This is a genomic window from Paraburkholderia polaris, assembly GCF_012927345.1.
GTDB lineage: Bacteria > Pseudomonadota > Gammaproteobacteria > Burkholderiales > Burkholderiaceae > Paraburkholderia > Paraburkholderia polaris.
Genome location: NZ_JABBGJ010000016.1, coordinates 95,198 through 109,262, shown reverse-complemented (window position 1 = coordinate 109,262; position 14,065 = coordinate 95,198). Strand labels below are relative to the sequence as shown.

General features: G+C 61.9%; 18 protein-coding genes and 1 tRNA gene. 14 read left to right on the top strand and 5 right to left on the bottom strand.

Annotation, left to right across the window (positions count from 1 at the left end):
- Positions 1-313: 313 nt before the first annotated feature.
- The gene (locus HHL24_RS16615) at positions 314-1,450 is read left to right on the top strand and encodes an enoyl-CoA hydratase/isomerase family protein (protein ID WP_169486534.1); all 1,137 of its coding nucleotides are present in this window, start codon (positions 314-316) and stop codon (positions 1,448-1,450) included.
- Positions 1,451-1,565: 115 nt separating this feature from the next.
- Here HHL24_RS16615 and HHL24_RS16610 read toward each other — a convergent pair whose 3' ends face one another.
- Positions 1,566-1,991, bottom strand: coding sequence for a hypothetical protein (locus tag HHL24_RS16610; protein WP_169486533.1), 426 nt, complete (start codon positions 1,989-1,991; stop codon positions 1,566-1,568).
- 559 nt (positions 1,992-2,550) lie between these two features.
- On the opposite strand from HHL24_RS16610, the gene ssuD reads away from it, so the two are divergent.
- Genes ssuD through HHL24_RS16590 form a run of 4 tightly spaced genes read left to right on the top strand, consistent with a single transcriptional unit; the run spans position 2,551 to position 5,888 of the window.
- The gene (ssuD, locus tag HHL24_RS16605; protein ID WP_169486532.1) at positions 2,551-3,711 is read left to right on the top strand and encodes an FMNH2-dependent alkanesulfonate monooxygenase; all 1,161 of its coding nucleotides are present in this window, start codon (positions 2,551-2,553) and stop codon (positions 3,709-3,711) included.
- Positions 3,712-3,766: 55 nt separating this feature from the next.
- Entirely contained in the window at positions 3,767-4,627 is an 861-nt protein-coding gene (gene ssuC, locus HHL24_RS16600) for an aliphatic sulfonate ABC transporter permease SsuC (protein WP_169486531.1), read from the top strand.
- Positions 4,624-5,625 (top strand): ATP-binding cassette domain-containing protein, encoded by a 1,002-nt coding sequence (locus HHL24_RS16595; RefSeq protein ID WP_169486530.1) that lies wholly within the window; start codon positions 4,624-4,626, stop codon positions 5,623-5,625. Before ssuC ends, HHL24_RS16595 begins: the two co-directional genes overlap by 4 nt.
- 47 nt (positions 5,626-5,672) lie before the next feature.
- Positions 5,673-5,888, top strand: a complete 216-nt coding sequence (locus HHL24_RS16590; protein ID WP_028198179.1) for a TOBE domain-containing protein — start codon at positions 5,673-5,675, stop codon at positions 5,886-5,888.
- Between the two features lie 56 nt (positions 5,889-5,944).
- Here HHL24_RS16590 and HHL24_RS16585 read toward each other — a convergent pair whose 3' ends face one another.
- A complete protein-coding gene (locus HHL24_RS16585) occupies positions 5,945-6,220 on the bottom strand; it encodes a hypothetical protein (protein WP_169486529.1) in 276 nt (91 codons plus the stop codon).
- 276 nt (positions 6,221-6,496) lie between these two features.
- Here HHL24_RS16585 and HHL24_RS16580 point away from each other — a divergent pair, with 276 nt between their 5' ends.
- From HHL24_RS16580 to HHL24_RS16570, 3 genes are all read left to right on the top strand, one after another.
- The gene (locus HHL24_RS16580; protein ID WP_169486528.1) at positions 6,497-6,694 is read left to right on the top strand and encodes a hypothetical protein; all 198 of its coding nucleotides are present in this window, start codon (positions 6,497-6,499) and stop codon (positions 6,692-6,694) included.
- Positions 6,695-6,806: 112 nt separating this feature from the next.
- Positions 6,807-7,049, top strand: a complete 243-nt coding sequence (locus HHL24_RS16575; RefSeq protein WP_169486527.1) for a DUF6566 family protein — start codon at positions 6,807-6,809, stop codon at positions 7,047-7,049.
- Between the two features lie 68 nt (positions 7,050-7,117).
- On the top strand, positions 7,118-7,498 hold the full coding sequence (locus tag HHL24_RS16570) for a glyoxalase superfamily protein (RefSeq protein ID WP_169486591.1): 381 nt from the start codon (positions 7,118-7,120) through the stop codon (positions 7,496-7,498).
- Positions 7,499-7,633: 135 nt separating this feature from the next.
- Here HHL24_RS16570 and HHL24_RS16565 read toward each other — a convergent pair whose 3' ends face one another.
- On the bottom strand, positions 7,634-7,903 hold the full coding sequence (locus HHL24_RS16565; protein ID WP_169486526.1) for a hypothetical protein: 270 nt from the start codon (positions 7,901-7,903) through the stop codon (positions 7,634-7,636).
- 350 nt (positions 7,904-8,253) lie between these two features.
- On the opposite strand from HHL24_RS16565, the gene dusA reads away from it, so the two are divergent.
- On the top strand, positions 8,254-9,255 hold the full coding sequence (gene dusA, locus HHL24_RS16560; RefSeq protein WP_169486525.1) for a tRNA dihydrouridine(20/20a) synthase DusA: 1,002 nt from the start codon (positions 8,254-8,256) through the stop codon (positions 9,253-9,255).
- A gap of 103 nt (positions 9,256-9,358) precedes the next feature.
- Positions 9,359-9,434: transfer RNA gene (locus HHL24_RS16555), tRNA-His, on the top strand.
- A 159-nt stretch (positions 9,435-9,593) separates the two neighbouring features.
- Here the strand turns inward: HHL24_RS16555 and HHL24_RS16550 are convergent.
- A complete protein-coding gene (locus HHL24_RS16550) occupies positions 9,594-9,944 on the bottom strand; it encodes a hypothetical protein (RefSeq protein WP_169486524.1) in 351 nt (116 codons plus the stop codon).
- 350 nt (positions 9,945-10,294) lie between these two features.
- Between HHL24_RS16550 and HHL24_RS16545 the strand changes: the two genes are divergently transcribed.
- The 3 genes from HHL24_RS16545 to HHL24_RS16535 are packed head-to-tail and all read left to right on the top strand — an operon-like array spanning position 10,295 to position 12,637.
- Positions 10,295-11,887, top strand: a complete 1,593-nt coding sequence (locus tag HHL24_RS16545; RefSeq protein WP_169486523.1) for a tetratricopeptide repeat-containing sulfotransferase family protein — start codon at positions 10,295-10,297, stop codon at positions 11,885-11,887.
- Complete coding sequence (gene cysC / locus HHL24_RS16540; RefSeq protein ID WP_169486522.1) at positions 11,884-12,456, top strand: adenylyl-sulfate kinase; 573 nt, start codon at positions 11,884-11,886, stop codon at positions 12,454-12,456. The genes HHL24_RS16545 and cysC overlap by 4 nt, the downstream gene beginning before the upstream one ends.
- 43 nt (positions 12,457-12,499) lie before the next feature.
- Positions 12,500-12,637, top strand: coding sequence for a hypothetical protein (locus HHL24_RS16535; RefSeq protein ID WP_206002887.1), 138 nt, complete (start codon positions 12,500-12,502; stop codon positions 12,635-12,637).
- Here the strand turns inward: HHL24_RS16535 and HHL24_RS16530 are convergent.
- Positions 12,623-12,835, bottom strand: coding sequence for a DUF3820 family protein (locus tag HHL24_RS16530; RefSeq protein WP_006048800.1), 213 nt, complete (start codon positions 12,833-12,835; stop codon positions 12,623-12,625). The genes HHL24_RS16535 and HHL24_RS16530 overlap by 15 nt on opposite strands.
- A gap of 137 nt (positions 12,836-12,972) precedes the next feature.
- On the opposite strand from HHL24_RS16530, the gene HHL24_RS16525 reads away from it, so the two are divergent.
- On the top strand, positions 12,973-14,025 hold the full coding sequence (locus HHL24_RS16525; RefSeq protein ID WP_169486521.1) for an NADP(H)-dependent aldo-keto reductase: 1,053 nt from the start codon (positions 12,973-12,975) through the stop codon (positions 14,023-14,025).
- Positions 14,026-14,065: the final 40 nt, after the last annotated feature.

Genomic DNA, 14,065 nt, shown 5'->3' with positions numbered 1-14,065 from the left:
GAAAAAAAGTCTGCTGAAGCGCCGGTTGAATCGTACGACGAATGGTACGACGAACCGGCCACGCGGCCATCTCAGCCATCTCAGCCATCTCAGCCATCTCAGCCATCTCAGCCATCTCAGCCATCTCAGCCATCCGCGCCGTCGGGCAAAAAGTCCACCAGGTCGCCTGAGCCATCGGCCGTCGAACCCGCCACCGAGGCGGATACCAACCGCGCCATCAAAGCGGACACCGAACCCGCTACCAAGCCCAAAGCCGCGAGTGCGTGATAACGTTCAGTTCCGACTCATTTCGCGCCATCGCGCTTAGCTCTCCATGTCCATTTCCGCCTCGCCCGCCGTCAGCGACGAAGTCGCGACTTACGTAGCCAACCGCATCGGTTTCATCGAACTGGAAAGACCAAAGGCGCTCAACGCGCTGTCGACCGGCATGATTCGCGCGATGCACGCGGCGCTCGATCAGTGGCGCGAAAATCCGGACGTGCTCGCCGTGGTGGTGCGCAGCGCGCATCCGCGCGCATTCTGTGCGGGCGGCGATATCCGCTTTCTGTACGAGTCGGCACAGCGCGGCGAGCACGACGCGCGCGACACGTTTTTCACCGAGGAATACCGGCTCAATCACGCGATCTTCACCTACCCGAAGCCGTACATCGCGTTGATGAATGGCGTCGTGATGGGCGGCGGCATGGGGATTTCGCAGGGCGCGCATCGTACCGGCGGCCTGCGTGTTGTGACCAATTCGACGAAGATGGCGATGCCCGAGACCCGCATCGGGCTCTTTCCCGATGTCGGTGCGAGCTGGTTTCTGGCGCGCACACCCGGCGCGCTCGGCCGTTATCTGGCGGTCACCGGCGAAACGATCGGCTCAGCCGATGCGCTCTACGCAGGCCTCGCCGACGCCTATATCGACGACGCGGCATTGCCCGCGCTAGTCGATACGGTGCGCTCCGAACTGTTCGAACGTGGCGCAGACGTGGTGGCGTGCATCGAGCGCGAGACGGCTGCGCATCACGTCGTGCCGGCACCCGATGCTTCGCTGCTGGCGAGCGCACGTGCGTTGATCGACCGGCATTTCGCGTTGCCCGACATGACGCAGATTCTCGCTTCGCTGGAGCAGGAACGGGAACATGGAGATGAGGCCGCCGATTGGGCCGAGCAGACGATTGCCGTGTTGCGCGAACGTTCGCCGTTGTCGATGGCCGTGTCGCTGGAAGTGGTGACGCGCGCCGAGGGGTCGATGGCCGATGTGTTGCGCTGCGATCTCGATCTGACGCGCACGAGCTTTGCGCAGGGCGACACGATCGAAGGGATTCGCGCGCGCATCATCGACAAGGACAACGCGCCGCGCTGGCGTTTTGCGCGCATTGAAGACGTGAGCGCCGCCGATGTGGCGAAGATGTTCGAAAGCCCGTGGCCGGCAAACGAACACCCGTTGCGCGATCTGCGGGCTTGAGCAAGACCGGGCAACAGTGACGATAGCAGCAGAGGCTATGCCGGTTGCCGGTTGCCGGATCGCCGGATCGCCGGATCGCCCGATCAGCATAGCTCGCGAGCCGGCGTCAAGACGCTCAGTCCTCGTCTTCGCTCGCCATGAATGCGCGCATGAACACCAGCGCGCCCCAGCCCCACATCGCGTTCGCCGCGAAACCCACTGCGAGGCGCGGCAGCATATTGCCGCTCGGCCAGATGCCGCGCAGCGGATCGACCACGAACACGCTCGCCGCCGTCAACGCAATGCCGCCGAATACAAAGGCGGGCACCCATGGCGCGCGCCGCCCTGGCGCGACGCGCAACAGCCACGCCATCAGTACCGCCCAGCACGCGCTCCAGATTGCGTTCGCAATGAACTCGGGCAGCCCGAGCGGCAAAAACGGTGCGGTCGAAAAACCGGTTGGGTCGATCAGCCCGGCTGCGTGCAGCAGCGCCAGGGTCGATTCATGAAAGAACAGGGAAGCCAGAAAACCGGCGACGAACGGCAGGATGAGTTTTTGCATGCATTGCACCGCGAGAGCTCAGGCGGCGTGGTTCGCGCGGCCTGCACCGGATTATTGGAAACGTGGCGCCATTATATATAGGGGCAACCCGCTTCCAGCGTCGGTGAGGCGCAACATCCGTATGCTTTAGCGTCGGGCTAATCACGAAAGTGGAAAACCTAAGCTAAAAAAAATCGTTCAAAAGCCGCGCCCCGATCCATAGACTGTTTCTCCATGCAGACGGCGTTTGCCGCCGTCGCCTGTTTAATCGAGCGCATCACGCGCACATTTGGTCGAGGGAAGCCGTCGCGATGTCCTGCCTGATGCCGATCTTCAACTGTTCCATGACCCACGCGCGTTCGTGGATGCGCTGTCGGAACTAATCCACAACTAGTTCGCACTTCACCGCGGTAGTTCCGTCCTTCTTAGCGTTTCCATCTCCGGCTCTCGTGCCGGATGGATGTGCGCGACCAGCGGCGCGCGGCTTGCGGCGCGCGACCAGCGTGCGCGCTTTCACTCGACGCACCGTCGTTACACACGTCTCCATTTCAATCCAGTTTCGAACAAGCAGGAGCAGCAAATGAATGTGTTCTGGTTCATTCCGACTCACGGCGACAGCCGCTATCTCGGTACGTCCCAAGGCGCACGCGCAGCCGATTTCGACTACTTCCAGCAGGTCGCCGTCGCCGCCGATACGCTCGGCTACGAAGGCGTGTTGCTGCCGACCGGCCGTTCGTGCGAAGACGCCTGGGTCGTCGCATCGAGCCTGATCGCCGCGACCAAACGCCTGAAGTTTCTGGTAGCGATCCGTCCAGGCCTTTCTTCGCCGGGTCTGGCGGCGCGCATGGCGGCCACTTTCGATCGTTTGTCGAACGGGCGTTTGCTGATCAATGTGGTGACCGGTGGTGCTCCGGCCGAACTGGAAGGCGACGGTATATTCGTCGACCACGACACGCGTTATGAAATCACTGACGAATTCCTGCACATCTGGCGCAAGCTACTGACCGCCGCGCACACCAACGATTCGATCGAATTCAACGGCAAGCATCTGATCTCGAAGGGCGGCAAGTCGCTGTATCCGCCGGTGCAGAACCCGCATCCGCCGCTGTGGTTCGGCGGTTCGTCGGCTGCGGCGCACGATATCGCGGCCGATCACATCGACACGTATCTGACGTGGGGCGAGCCGCCCGCAGCCATCGCGAAGAAGATCTCCGACATTCGCGCCCGCGCTGAAGCGCGCGGCCGCCAGATCAAGTTCGGCATTCGCCTTCACGTGATCGTGCGCGAAACCGAAGAGGAAGCATGGGCCGCCGCCGACAAGCTGATCAGCAAGCTCGACGACGAAACGATTGCTCGTGCGCAAGCGTCGTTCTCGAAGATGGATTCGGAAGGGCAGCGGCGCATGGCTGCCTTGCACGGCGGCAAGCGCGGCGGCCGCGCGGAACTCGAGGTCTATCCGCATCTGTGGGCGGGCGTGGGTCTCGTGCGCGGAGGCGCGGGCACGGCGCTGGTCGGTAATCCCGAACAGGTGGCCGCGCTAATGAAGGAATACGCCGAACTTGGTATCGACACGTTCATCCTGTCGGGCTATCCGCATCTTGAAGAGTCGTATCGCTTCGCCGAACTGGTGTTTCCGCTGCTGCCGGGCCATCAAACCAAGAAGGCCCGTGGCCCGCTCTCGGGTCCGTTCGGCGAGATCGTCGGCAACGAGTATCTGCCGAAGGCGACAAGCTCGAGCTGAGCAGGTTCGCCCGGTTCGTCAACGACGCCCATCGATAGGCAACGAGGAAATCATCATGGCTCAATCCACTGTGCGTGCGGAACGAGGCACGAACGCGGGCGCGGCTCCTGGCGCGGGCCAAGGCGCGGGTCTCGCCGTATTGCGCCGCATCGGTGCGCATCTTGCACCGTGGCTCGCGCCGCTGGCGATTCTGCTGGCGTGGGAATTCGCGGCGCGTAGCGGCATTCTCTCGACGCGTGTGCTGCCCGAACCGCTTGCGGTCGTGAAGGCCGCGTGGTCGCTGATCCAGTCCGGCGAAATGTGGGCGGACGTGAAAGTCAGCACGTGGCGCGCGGTGTCCGGCTTTGCGATCGGCGGCGGTATTGGGCTCGTGCTCGGCCTCGCGACGGGTCTTTTCAAACCCGCCGAAATCGCGCTCGATTCGACCGTGCAGATGGTCCGCAACATTCCCGCGCTGGCGATGATCCCGCTCGTCATCCTGTGGTTCGGTATCGAGGAAGAAGCGAAGGTGTTTCTCGTCGCGCTGGGCGTGTTTTTCCCGATCTACGTGAACACGTTTCACGGCATCCGTTCGGTCGATGCCAATCTGATCGAAATGGCGCGCAGTTACGGCGTGAAGGGTTTCGCACTGTACCGGCACGTGGTCCTGCCGGGCGCGTTGCCGTCGATTCTGGTCGGCGTGCGTTTCGCGTTCGGGCTGATGTGGGTCACGCTGATCGTCGCTGAAACCATTTCCGCGCAGTCGGGCATCGGCTACATGACGATGAACGCACGCGAATTCCTGCAAACCGATGTCGTGGTGGTGGGCATCCTGCTGTACGCGGCGCTCGGCAAACTCGCCGACGTGCTGGCCAAGACACTCGAGCGCGTGTCGCTGCGTTGGCATCCGGCCTATCAACGAGGAGCGAAAGTATGAGCGCAACGACATTGTCGGCGTCATTCGGCGGTATCGTGGGCAGCGACCTCGAAGCCGAACTGGCGCAACCGCGCACCGTCGATCACGACGCAGATGAGGCCGCCGGCTTCGACCGCGCAGATCCGGCGCACGATTACCCTCGCGTGGGCGGCGTGCCCTCGGCGGCGGGTGCCTTGGCGCGCAACGACGCACGCCGGTCCGCCGATTATTCCGTCGAGTTACGCGGCGTCGGCAAGCAGTACGGCGAGCGCAAGGTGTTGTCCGATTTTGATCTGTCGATCGAGCGCGGCAGCTTCGTGGCGATTGTCGGCCGCAGCGGCTGCGGGAAATCGACCTTGTTGCGACTGGTCGCGGGTCTGGAGAAGACCACGTCGGGCGTGCTCGAAAAGCGCACCGAAGACGGTCAGCCGCTCGATACCCGCATTATGTTTCAGGACGCGCGGCTCTTGCCCTGGAAGAGCGTGCTGCAAAACGTGATGCTTGGCCTCGGCCGCAGCGCGCGTGAAGATGCGCGCGCCGTGCTCGACGAAGTCGGCTTGCTGGAGCGCGCCAACGATTGGCCCGCGCAGCTCTCCGGCGGTCAGCGTCAGCGTGTGGCGTTGGCGCGTGCGCTGGTGCATCGGCCGCAATTATTGCTGCTGGACGAGCCGCTCGGCGCGCTCGACGCCTTGACGCGCATCGAGATGCACGCGCTGATCGAACGCCTGTGGCGCGAACATCAATTCACCGCGCTGCTGGTGACGCACGATGTGCACGAAGCCGTCGCGCTAGGCGACCGGATTCTGCTGATCGAAGAAGGTCGCATTGCGCTCGATCAGCCGGTGCCGCTTGCGCGCCCGCGGGCGCGTGCGTCGGCCGGTTTTGCCGCGCTGGAAGAACATGTGTTGCAACGCGTACTGAAGACGGCGCCGAATGACGACGCGCTGTCCCATCGCGCTTACGACGCACGTGACGAGGGCCGCCTCAGGCGGCCGACAGACGTCCGTTGGGCCGTCTGAGATCCCTTGACTGACTGTTTTCAATCGCTTTTCTGGAGTCACTCGATATGACCATTTCCGCAATCAATGTACGCAATCAGTTCAAAGGCAAGGTCAAGGAAATCATCCGCGGACCGGTGGTGTCCGAGGTCGATGTGGACACGCCGTTCGGTATCGTCACCTCGGTGATCACCACACGTTCGGTCGACGAACTCGACTTGAAGGTCGGCTCGGAAGTGGTCGCGCTGGTGAAGTCGACGGAGGTGTCGATCGCGCGTCTGTAAGCCCGACCGCACTATTCGCACCGTTTGCACCATTCGTACCGCCCCGCGCGCCGACGCTATTTTGCGTTGGCGGCGCTGGCGGGCGGCTCGTGCATCATCTTGTCGTTGGTCGGTTTGTCTGGACGCTTGATCGGCATATTGTCGGGATTGCTCGAACCGCCTGAGCCCGAGGCTGCTTCGGGCGGCTTTACCATCGATGCGCCGCCATTCTGCGGCGCTGCCTGTGTCTTTTGCGCCGGACTCGACGCTTGTCCGAACGCCAAGGTGACGCTTGCGCTGAACGCCGCGAGCGCGCCGCATGCCTTCATCGCTGCTATTCTGCTTCGCTCCATCTCGTCCTCCTTTCCGATGCCGCTTGCTGGATTTGCTGCCGCCACGCTCGTGGGATAGACCCAGTGCTGCGCGCAAATTCGCGGATTGCGCTGCGTTCAGATATCGGCTCGCCTAAATACGCCAATGCCGTGCACGCAGCGGCGCGCAAACAATGCCGGCGCGCAACGCCGGGCACGCCCCCATCCAAACGGCACGCAACGTCCATGCCGCGACGCGCCCCTGCGTGCTCCCGCGAAACTTGCTACGATGAATTGAGCATCACGACGGAGACGGCCATGTCGAAGTCATTAAGTCCGGAAGCGGTTGAAGCATTGCGGCGCCTGAACGATGTCGGCGTCGGACAGCCCATGCCGAAGTTTGCGCAATCCGTCACGGCGGAATTGCTGTCGAACGGGCTCGCCGCCGAAGCGAGCGGCGGCGAAGTCGAAATCACCTGCAGCGGCCGGCAGTACCTTTCTGGCGATTGCGACTGATCGTCAGATGAGGGCCGAGCCGGTGCATGCTCCGAGCCGCGACGACGGCCCGGTGGAGAGGTATGGCCGCGGATTTTCGCGAGGAACACGGAGAGACAACAAGGAGGCGATCATGGAGCCGAAGGGCCTCGACATGGGCGACTACCAGGAGCGCTATCAGGTCTACGACATCGAAGTTGCGGTCGAACAGGTGCTCACCGGCGTCAAGGCGCACTTTCGGGTGTTGCGCGACGACGCGGTGGTGGTCGATTGGCGGCTCGTGCACATCGACACCCTGTGGTCCACCGAGCACGCCGCGGCCCAGGCAGGCTTCACGGCGGCGCGCGAAACGATCGATGCCGGCCTCGCCGCATAGTCACAAGCGCGTGAGCTGGCAAGCGCATTCGATTAAGCTGACGATCTTTCGACTTGCTGGAGACCGCTGTGCACCTGGCACCTGCCATTCCGATCATCCGTATCTTTTCTGAAGAGAAAGCCAGGGAGTTTTACGTGGACTTTCTCGGCTTCACCATTGACTGGGAACACCGCTTCGACGCCAATTTTCCCCTCTACGCGCAGGTGCGCCGCTCCGAGCTGATTTTGCACTTGAGCGAGCATCATGGCGACGCAACGCCGGGTTCGACGATTTTCGTGCCGGTGCGGGACATCGACGCGTTGCATGCCGAACTTCAGCGCAAAGACTACAAGTACGGGAAACCGGGTGTTGAAGCGTTGCCGTGGGGAAAAGTGCTGGAGACGGTCGATCCGTTCGGTAACCGGATTCGTTTTTGCGAATCGGCGAAAGAGGATATGCGCGGGGCGTAATGAGCCCGTGGTCGGGGCTTGATACCGTAGGCGCGGCCGCCGTGTAAACGGGACTGGGCGCCGGCATGCATTGCTGCATGCGCGGCGCCCAGTTCGGCTGCCGTCTTGTGGACGGCAACCTTCAACGGCAACAGATTAGTGGCCGAAGAAAACCGATTGCGGGCCCGACGAAGCCGGTGCACGCGTACCCGATTGCGACGACACGTTGTTCACGCCACCGTATGCGTTCGATTCGGCGCTAGCGCGTTCAGCCGCGACGGTTTGCGAGTTCTGGCCTTGTTGCGAAGCCGGTGCGCCGACCGACGGACGATAGAACGGTGCCGGGCCGTAGCCGCTAGCGAATGCGGGAGCAGCGATCGAGGCAGAAACAGCAACCAACAGGGCGGCGATAAGCTTGGTCTTCATGGTGTGACTCCGATAACGTTTCGACTTCATTTCAGGAAGGCGTCGCAGGGGCCGGTGAGGTGTGTCTGCAACGTCGATGGAATGCAGTGTATACCCCTACTATCAAGAATTTGTGCCGATAATCTGAAATTACTGTTCTCGTTATTGAAATAATCGGTCTGACGTATATGGGACAGGTGTTAGCGGTGGACTGACCCCGTCTGTCAAGTGTTTTCGACGTTGAAAGACCCGCTTGGCAGGGCGGGTTATCGGCGGGATTTGCGGGAATTCCTCGCTCGTCACAAGCGTTTCAGGGGCATTTGGCTACTTGCGGTAAAATTGCGGTTTGATTCAAGCCGTCTGGCCGCCCCATGTCTTCAGCTCAAACTCCCAGTCCACGCCGCGTGAGCGTCGCGCCCATGATGGACTGGACCGATCGTCACTGCCGCTCGCTGCATCGCGTGATATCGCGCCATACATGGCTCTACACCGAAATGGTCACGACCGGCGCGTTGCTGCACGGCGATGTGCCGCGCCATCTGGCGTTTACGCCCGAAGAAGCGCCGGTTGCTTTGCAACTCGGCGGCAGTGAGCCTGACGACCTTGCGCGTTCGGCTAAGCTGGGTGAGCAATGGGGCTATGACGAGATCAATCTGAACTGCGGCTGCCCGTCTGAGCGTGTGCAGCGCGGTGCGTTCGGCGCTTGCCTGATGAACGAGCCGCAACTCGTCGCTGATTGCGTGAAGGCAATGCGCGATGCCGTCTCGGTACCGGTCACGGTCAAGCACCGGATTGGCGTCGATGCGGTCGAGGAATATGGCTTTGTGCGCGATTTCGTCGGCACGGTCGCCGATGCCGGTTGCAACGTGTTCGTCGTGCACGCGCGCAACGCGATTCTTAAGGGCTTGAGCCCGAAAGAGAACCGCGAGATTCCGCCACTCAAATACGATTACGCGTATCAGTTGAAGCGCGATTTCCCGCATCTGGAGATCATCATCAATGGCGGCATCAAGACGCTTGATGAGGTGGAGACGCATCTTCAGCACATCGATGGTGTGATGCTTGGCCGCGAGGCTTATCACAACCCTTATGTGCTGGCCGATGTCGACGCACGCTTTTATGGCTCAACGGATGCGCCGCTCACGCGCGAGCAGGTCGAGGCGAAGCTGATCGAATATTGCGCGGCTGAAATGGCTCGCGGCACGTACCTTGGTTCGATCACGCGTCATGCGCTCGGCCTCTATCGCGGTGAGGCAGGTGCACGTGGATGGCGTCGCGTTTTGTCCGATAGCAAACGTCTGGCGGCGCGCGATCTGAGCATCTTCGACGAGGCAAGGCAGCATCTGCGTGAGCCCGTCGAAATTTTTGAATAAAGGACTAGGCAAACGAGATTCTTGTTCGTATAATCTCGTTTCTTCATCGACGAGCCAAGTTTCTCAGCAACGAGTTACTTAGCAAGTCAAGCAGATGTCAGTGGTGGCTGTAGCTCAGTTGGTAGAGTCCAGGATTGTGATTCCTGTTGTCGTGGGTTCGAGCCCCATCAGCCACCCCAAAGAATTCAAGCAGTAAAAGTTTGCGAAAGTTTGACCGAACGGCGTTGTGAGAAATCACAACGCCGTTTTTGCTTTTGCCTTTGCAAAACGCTGCGCGATGCAGCGTCGTCTCGTCAGTCGATACCTGGTTCGATTGGCCTGCGCCTTGCGCAGCGGCGTCAATGCCCGTGCCCGCCCTGGCTGCCGCCACTGCTCCACGAACTGCCGCCACCGCCACCACCGTGGCCGCCACCACCGCCGTGCCAGCCGCCGCCTCCGTGCCACCCTCCGCCGTGCCACCCTTGGCCATGCCAATACCCACCACCCCCACGGTAGTAACAGCACGGGCCACCCCAGCCGCCCCAGATGTTGATCGCACCGTAAGCCGGTCCATACACCGGCCCGTAGGCATAACCGTAGGGGGGGTAATAGGGCTGCGCATAGGCGTAGTCGTAGCCAGGCGCGACCACGCACCCGGTGAGACTTGCCGCCACGGCCAACATCGCGACTGATGCAATGAGCCTGCTCACGATTTTCTCCCGCGTATAAGAATGAGAAAAACGGCGTGCCTCGGAGTTCAGCCTGATTTGTGTCCGCAAATTACGGCTTGGATGCGCCGGCGCGCTTCCATGAGGCCCGCGCGGCGATCCAACGGCATAGCGGCCGCGCATTGCGGCAGCCCTCCAAACTATGACGGATTCATCACGCTGTAACAGTTCGTTAAATCTTCGAAACGTAACTGTAGGGCGCGCCTGATACTTTCCCGTCAGACAATTTCCTTTTGAATCCAGGCCCATGCTTGTGCTGACGCTGGACGAAGAAGAACGCATTCCACATTGCCGGGCCGCCTGAGGCGAAGCCTGCAAAAACCTGGCCGTCAATGAAGCACGATCCACAGCCTGCGACCGCATCAGAATGGTGCGCCAAAGGCGACGCCTGCGCCGCTCGCGGCGAACTCCAGGCCGCACTCCAATGTTTCGAAGCAGCGCGCGCGCTCGATCCCGTCGACGCCGTCGTCCATGAGCGCCTCGCCGCGACGCTCAGCGCGCTGAACCGCTTTTCCGAAGCGGTCGTCCGCTATCACGAAGCAATCGCATTCGATCCGCTGAACGCCGATTTGCGTCACGGCCTCGGCTGGTCGCTTGAGCAGATGCACCGGCTCGAGCACGCAGTAGACGCCTATCGCGAAGCAGTCCGATTGAATCCGAAAGCCGACGGCTCGTACAACAACACGGGCAACTGCCTGCAGGCACTCGGTCGTTTCGATGAGGCGCACGAAGCCTATCGCCGCGCGATCGACGCTGCCCCGCAGGTGCCGCTGTATTACCGCAACTTCGTGCAATCCAAGCGCCTTACCGCCGACGATCCGGTGTTCGTCGCGCTCGAGCAATTCGCCGGCGTTGCCGCTTCGCTCACGCCCGCCAATCAGGCGGAGATTCACTTCGCGTATGGGCAGGCGCTGTCCGATGTGGGCCGCAACGACGCGTCGTTCGACCACTTCCTGAAGGGCAACGCATTGCACCGCGCCGGCGTGCATTATGACGAAGCCGCGTCACTCGGCCTGTTCGCACATTTGCCCGAGCTCCTGAGCTCAGAGGTGCTGGCGGCCAAACGCGGTCTGGGTGACCCATCGGCCGCACCGATTTTTATCGTCGGTATGCCGCGCTCCGGTTCGACCCTGATCGAGCAGATTCTTGCGAGTCATCCGCAAGTTTTCGGCGCGGGTGAGCGCACGGAGTTCGGCGAGGCACTGGTGAATAGCATCGGCCGCAATGTAGGTGACCCGTTGCGTATCAACTTCGAGGCATTGCAGGGCCTCGGTGCCGCGCAATTGCGCACGCTCGGCGCCGACTATTTGCGCCGCATGTATACGTCGCTGCCGGAAATGCAAACCGGAGCGCCGGGCTACACGCGTTTCACCGACAAATATCCGTTCAATTTCATCAACGTCGGGCTGATTCATCTGGCGTTGCCGAATGCGCGCTTCATTCATAGCAGCCGCTCGCCGTTGCAGAGCTGCCTGTCGATTTTTTCTCGAATTTTCCACGACGTGCCGTTCAGTTACGATCTCGGTGAACTGGGCCGCTACTATCGCGCGTACGACGCGCTGATGGCACATTGGCAACGCGTGTTGCCTGAGGGCACGATGATCGAAATCAAATACGAAGAGCTGGTCGAAGATCTCGAAGGCAATGTCCGGCGTTTGCTCGCGCATTGTGGACTCGACTGGGACGAGCGCTGTCTATCGTTCCACCAGACCAGGCGGCAGGTGAACACGGCAAGCGCGGCACAGGTGCGCCGCCCGCTCTACAAGACATCGCTGCAGCGCTGGCAGCCGCAGCAGGCGTTGCTGCAACCCTTGTTCGAGGGGTTGGGACCGGCGCTGGCGCCGGCTGGCAGCTTCAGCGCGCACGAGCGTGCGTCGCTGGCAGATGCCGGCACGGCGACTACTGGCACGGAGCGGAAGTCATGAGCGCCATCCGCGGGGCCGTCATATGGATGACCGGTTTGTCCGGCGCCGGTAAATCGACCTTGGCCGACGCGTTGCATCAGCGTCTGAAAGAAGCCGGGCATGCCTCGATCGTGCTCGACGGCGACGTGCTGCGACGCGGCTTGACCGCGGGCCTCGGCTTCACACCCGAAGACCGCGCTGAAAATCTGCGGCGGGTCGCGCACGTCGCGGCGCTGTTCATGCAACAGGGCTTCATCGCGATTGCCGCGGTGATCTCGCCCGCGCATGAGCATCGGCGCATGGCTCGGGAGATCATCGGCGACGGTTTCGTCGAAGTGTTTGTGAATGCGCCGCTGACGGTGTGCGAAGGGCGCGATGTCAAAGGCCTCTATGCGCGTGCGCGGCGCGGCGAGATTCCCCATTTCACCGGTATTTCCGGGCCGTTCGATGTGCCGCTCGACCCCGATGTCATGATCGAAACCGATCGCGTCTCGATCGAAGAAGCGGTAGACCGCCTGCTTGTGCATCTGACCGCGATGGGTTGCCTGCCGAGGGAAAGCGGGCTCGGCAAGCCTCGACTCGCGAAATAGTCAGCGCGAGACCCATACCGCTTTTCGCGCCGGCGCATTCATCGTGGTGGTCGCGCGGCGCGCCGGCTTGCCGGCGGGCGTCGCCGCATTGGCCGGCGGCGCGGTGTGTGTCATCTTGCGCGTGCTCGCCGTCACCTATGGCTGGCATCTGCCGCAGGCGTCGCTCTCAGCGCTTGCGTAAAGGCTCGATCAGCGACGACAAACCGTTGTGATCGATCTCGTGCATCAACGCCAGCAGACGGCCGATTTCGCCCGGCGGAAAGCCCTGGCTCGCAAACCAGTTCAGATAGTGACCCGGCAGATCCGCGATCAGCCGGCCTTTATATTTTCCGTAAGGCATCACGCGCGTGACCAGTAATTCGAGGTGTTCGGGATTCATCGCAGATGGGTCGACGGAAAATTCATTGAGCGCGGCGGTGTGAGCGCCTGCTGAAGCAGCATTTTAGCCGCGCTGCAGGCATTGCGCCGACATGGTAACGTCAGCGCTTTCCCTTTACACACAACAGGACAGGTTCGATGGAATACCGCAGACTCGGCGACTCGGATGTGAAGGTTAGCCTGATCGGTCTCGGCACCATGACGTGGGGCGAGCAGAACACCGAGCAGGAAGCGCACGCACAGATCGACTACGCGCTCGACCACGGTGTCAATCTGATCGACGCCGCGGAAATGTACCCGGTGCCGCCGCGTCCCGAGACGCAAGGCTCGACCGAGCGCTATATCGGCACATGGATCGCGCAGCATCGCAGCGCGCGCGAGAAGATCGTGCTTGCCACCAAGATCGCCGGCCCGGCGCGTCAACCGCACAATCCGCGCCATATTCGTGGCGAGGGCAACCAGTTCGATCGCAAGAACCTGACCGAAGCGCTCAACGATAGCCTGAAGCGCCTGCAAACAGACTACGTCGATCTGTACCAGTTGCACTGGCCGGATCGCAGCACGATGACGTTCGGCCGTCCCGCCTATCCGTGGGTCGACGACGCATACACGGTGCCGATCGAAGAAACGCTGTCGGTGCTCGCCGAATTCGTCAAGGCAGGCAAGATTCGCCATATCGGCGTGTCGAACGAAACGCCATGGGGCGTCGCGCAGTTTCTGCGCGCGGCGGAAAAGCTCGGCTTGCCGCGCATCGTCAGCATCCAGAATCCGTATAGCCTGTTGAACCGCACGTACGAAGTAGGTCTGTCCGAGTACGCGCATCGCGACAACATCGGCTTGCTTGCGTATTCGCCGCTGGCCTTTGGTTGGCTGTCGGGCAAGTATGAAGGCGGCGCGCGTCCGGCAGGCGCGCGCATTTCGCTGTTCGAGCGCTTTCAACGCTACAGCAAGCCGCAAGCGGTTCAGGCAACCACGCGCTATGTGGAACTGGCGAAGCGTCACGGTTTGTCGCCCGCGCAGTTCGCGTTGGCCTTCGTCAACAGCCGGCCGTTCCTGACGAGCAATCTGATTGGCGCCACGTCGCTCGATCAGCTGAAGGAAAACATCGCCAGCGCCGAGGTGAAACTCTCGCCGGAAGTGCTCGCGGAGATCGACAAGCTGCATGAACTGCAGCCTAATCCAGCGCCTTGACGCAGTTGCTGGGGCGGCAAGGCGAGCTGATCCGCCTTGC

Bases quoted from the DNA above. Each gene is read 5' to 3' on its own strand.
- HHL24_RS16615 (WP_169486534.1), top strand. From the start codon at position 314: ATGTCCATTTCCGCCTCGCCCGCCGTCAGCGACGAAGTCGCGACTTAC.
- HHL24_RS16610 (WP_169486533.1), bottom strand. From the start codon at position 1,991: ATGCAAAAACTCATCCTGCCGTTCGTCGCCGGTTTTCTGGCTTCCCTG.
- ssuD (WP_169486532.1), top strand. From the start codon at position 2,551: ATGAATGTGTTCTGGTTCATTCCGACTCACGGCGACAGCCGCTATCTC.
- ssuC (WP_169486531.1), top strand. From the start codon at position 3,767: ATGGCTCAATCCACTGTGCGTGCGGAACGAGGCACGAACGCGGGCGCG.
- HHL24_RS16595 (WP_169486530.1), top strand. From the start codon at position 4,624: ATGAGCGCAACGACATTGTCGGCGTCATTCGGCGGTATCGTGGGCAGC.
- HHL24_RS16590 (WP_028198179.1), top strand. From the start codon at position 5,673: ATGACCATTTCCGCAATCAATGTACGCAATCAGTTCAAAGGCAAGGTC.
- HHL24_RS16585 (WP_169486529.1), bottom strand. From the start codon at position 6,220: ATGGAGCGAAGCAGAATAGCAGCGATGAAGGCATGCGGCGCGCTCGCG.
- HHL24_RS16580 (WP_169486528.1), top strand. From the start codon at position 6,497: ATGTCGAAGTCATTAAGTCCGGAAGCGGTTGAAGCATTGCGGCGCCTG.
- HHL24_RS16575 (WP_169486527.1), top strand. From the start codon at position 6,807: ATGGAGCCGAAGGGCCTCGACATGGGCGACTACCAGGAGCGCTATCAG.
- HHL24_RS16565 (WP_169486526.1), bottom strand. From the start codon at position 7,903: ATGAAGACCAAGCTTATCGCCGCCCTGTTGGTTGCTGTTTCTGCCTCG.
- dusA (WP_169486525.1), top strand. From the start codon at position 8,254: ATGTCTTCAGCTCAAACTCCCAGTCCACGCCGCGTGAGCGTCGCGCCC.
- HHL24_RS16545 (WP_169486523.1), top strand. From the start codon at position 10,295: ATGAAGCACGATCCACAGCCTGCGACCGCATCAGAATGGTGCGCCAAA.
- cysC (WP_169486522.1), top strand. From the start codon at position 11,884: ATGAGCGCCATCCGCGGGGCCGTCATATGGATGACCGGTTTGTCCGGC.
- HHL24_RS16530 (WP_006048800.1), bottom strand. From the start codon at position 12,835: ATGAATCCCGAACACCTCGAATTACTGGTCACGCGCGTGATGCCTTAC.
- HHL24_RS16525 (WP_169486521.1), top strand. From the start codon at position 12,973: ATGGAATACCGCAGACTCGGCGACTCGGATGTGAAGGTTAGCCTGATC.